The organism is Pantoea sp. GbtcB22, from assembly GCF_019091025.1.
Classification (GTDB): domain Bacteria; phylum Pseudomonadota; class Gammaproteobacteria; order Enterobacterales; family Enterobacteriaceae; genus Pantoea; species Pantoea leporis.
Genome location: NZ_JAGXKB010000017.1, coordinates 1 through 3,179 on the forward strand (window position 1 = coordinate 1; position 3,179 = coordinate 3,179).

The following is a 3,179-nucleotide window of genomic DNA, read 5'->3' on the forward strand; positions in this document are numbered from 1 at the left end:
GCTGTCGTCGGTGGTGTCGCCGCTTTGAATTGGACCGGTAATTGGGCCGACGTTGTCTTCTGCCGTCAGGTCGTCTGAGGCATCAGGTTTGGTCAGGTCCAGCTCCAGCTGGAAGTTGCCGGTAGCGGTTTTGTTGCCGGCTGCGTCGGTCACTTCTGCGCGGAAGTTGCGCACGCCTTCTGGCAAATCTGTTGCTGGCGTCCAGTTCCACTGGCCGTTCGGGCCGGCGGTGGTTGAACCCTGAACCTTGCCGTCCATGATGATGGTGACGATGTCGCCGGGCTGTGCGGTACCGCGCAGCTCAGGGCGTGCGTCGTTGGTCAGGTCGCCGTTATGCAGCATCCCGGTGTTGCCTTCCACGTCATCCCACGCGCCAGTAATCGCTGGACCAGTGGCGTTGCCGCCCGCGATCAGGTCAAAGCCAACACTGTTGGATTCGTCGCCGATGTTGCCTGCTTTATCCTGTGCTTTAGCGGTAATTTCATGGTCGCCGTTCAGCAGCGGCGGAACAGGAATGAATGACCAGTCGCCATTTTCATCTGCTTCAACACGACCGATTTCAACACCTTTATCGTAAATGATGACGGTGCTGCCTGCTTCTGCGGTACCACGGATTTCTGGCTGTGCGTCGTCGGTGGTGTCGCCGTCTTTTATTGCGCCAACTACGTCGCCCTGGTCATCGATGATGTCGACAATAACCGGTGCCGCAGGAGGATCAATATCGATAATCACTAACCACGGATCGGATTCTGGCGAGATATAGCCGGTTGGCGTTTCGATGATGATGGAGAACTGATGATCGCCCTCTGCCAATTCGGTTGACGGGGTGAACTGCCAGCCACCGTTTTTATCCGCTACAACGCTGCCGATAACGGTGCCATTGTCGATAATGGTAACGATGGTACCTGGTCTTTGATGGGAACCTTCGAGGGTCGGTTTGGTGTCATCGGTGATGCTGCCATTTGGCAGTGAACCGGTAACCGGACCAACATCATCAATGATGTCGTCGAGACCCGCGGTGGTACCGGTGCCTGGTTTGCCAGGGATTTCGGTGTCTACGATGACTAACCAAGGTTCAGAAGGCTCTGAACGGTTGCCCGCCGGATCGCGCGCCACAATCTCAAAGTTATGGTCACCATCTTCTAAAGGTTCTGGGGTAAATGACCATGAACCATCCTGACCAACGATTACCGAGCCGATTTCTTTGCCATTATCGATAATGATGATGGTGTCGCCGGGTGTTTGACCATCGCCGCTCAAGGTTGGCGTTTCGTCGTTGGTATAGCCGCCGTTCGCGACTGGACCCATTTTCGGTTCCACGTCGTCATAAACCTGACCAATATCTGGACGTGCAGGTGCTTCGGTATCGATGATGACTGTAAACTCATCGCTTGGCGCACTTTCGTTGCCTTTGTCGTCACGTTCTACCAATTCAAATCTATGCTCGCCATCGTCCAGTGGGTTTTCTGGGGTGAATTCCCATTTGCCATCTTCGCCGACGATGACGCTGCCGATCTCTTCACCGTTATCACGGATCACCACGATGTTGCCCGGTGTACCGGTACCGCTGAAGGTTGGTGTGCTGTCATCGGTCAGACCGCCGTTATGGATTGGACCGGTAAAGTCACCATGATTATCGTTAACGTTCGTCAAGCCAGGAGTGAATACGGTGCTTCCGCCACCGCCTTCACCGCCTTCACCGCTACCGCCGTTTCCATCATCTTTATTATGATTGGCGATGGATTTAGCAAGACCCGCTGCAGCCAGCAGACCCGCTAACGTACCCAACGCCAGTAGTGCTGGAGAAAGCGCAAAAGGCGCAACGGCCAGGCCATCAAGACCCGCAATGACTCCCGAACCCAATACCAGTGCTGAAGACTCGCCATCCATCAGGAAAGCGGCTTCATGATCGCTGTCGCCATCAGAAGAGATAAATTCGTGCCACTGACCGTCTTCGGCCTTACCGACCAACTCGCCTGGATTTTCGAAGAAATCTTCAATGATCAGCTGTGGCTGGCTTTCATCGGTGCCTTCCAGCATTACATGCAGGTTTTTACCCACACGTTTAACGGTAATGTTCTCAGGAGCGTAACCTTTTTCACCTTGCGCCAGAATGTATTTTCCACCTTTTACGGCTTTGATTTTTACCGCTGAACCGGCTTTTTCAGCACGCAGTACATCGGATTTAACAATGGTGTTGTTCTCCACCACTGCAATGTTAACTTGATTGAGACTCATAAAGACCCTTTACACAGTATTTAGCCCAATTCCGCTGACGCGGATGATTGACTGGGTTAATTGATCTCTTACCCAGATAACACCGGAATTTACAGACGTGTCTTAAGGTTAAATACGAGCGCGGTCTTGGTTGAGTTTGCTGACGCCTATCAGAGCAATATGCCCTCTACAGTTAGGGATTTTTGAGTTGAGCGAGAGCCTTACCAGCAGTGAAATGCACCCTTCTTGTCCGAGTTATTTGGTACGTGATGAATGTGGGTGTTTTGGGAATTATCTGTCACACATTATTCAAAAACAGGCAGCCATTATTTGGCTGGTTTATGTTCAAAATATTTTTGCTTTATTCCACTTTTCATCCCAGACCCAGCCTGTATTTCTTTCTGCCACAGCCCAGCACACTCAAGAGCAATTTACCCAGCCGATTAATCTGATAACAGGGATCTGTTTATGTCTGCTTCCGCTCTCGCCGTTGCCACGGCCGAAGGTAACCGCCTCTCTGCGCCGCTGACGCTGCCGTCCGGCAAAGGTACCCAGTACATTCACTCCACGCCCGGCCAGCGCATCCTGCTGTCGGATGCCCAGCATTCCGGCCAGCCCGCCCGCATGGCGATGAAGCGGCACGGTAAGAACCTGCTGCTCACCGTGCCCGGCGAGGACGAACCGCGCCTGGTCATTTACGATTTCTACGAGAACAACGCCCGCCTGCAGGGTATCGGTGAAGACGGCAGGGCGCACGACTGGGTCTCCGCCGACAGCGGCGAGGCGACCAGTGACATGGACGACGGTGAGAGCGCCTTCCTGATGCTCAGCAGCGACGCCGCGGATAGCGCCCCGCTGTTCGTGCCGGAGCACAACAGCGGCGCGTGGATGGCGATGGCCGCCTTCGCCGGGCTGCTCGGCCTCGGCGGCATCGTGCGCGCCATGCAGAACCAGCACGGCGG

At 54.4% G+C, this 3,179-nt stretch carries 2 protein-coding genes; one reads left to right on the top strand and one right to left on the bottom strand.

The window, feature by feature from the left end; all coding sequences use genetic code 11:
• The coding region (locus tag KVT28_RS24620; RefSeq protein ID WP_254633649.1) for an Ig-like domain-containing protein at positions 1-2,238 on the bottom strand (2,238 nt) is incomplete at its 3' end.
• A 447-nt stretch (positions 2,239-2,685) separates the two neighbouring features.
• Here KVT28_RS24620 and KVT28_RS24625 point away from each other — a divergent pair.
• Positions 2,686-3,179 (top strand): hypothetical protein (locus KVT28_RS24625; RefSeq protein WP_217550766.1); only part of this gene is annotated, 494 nt, incomplete at its 3' end.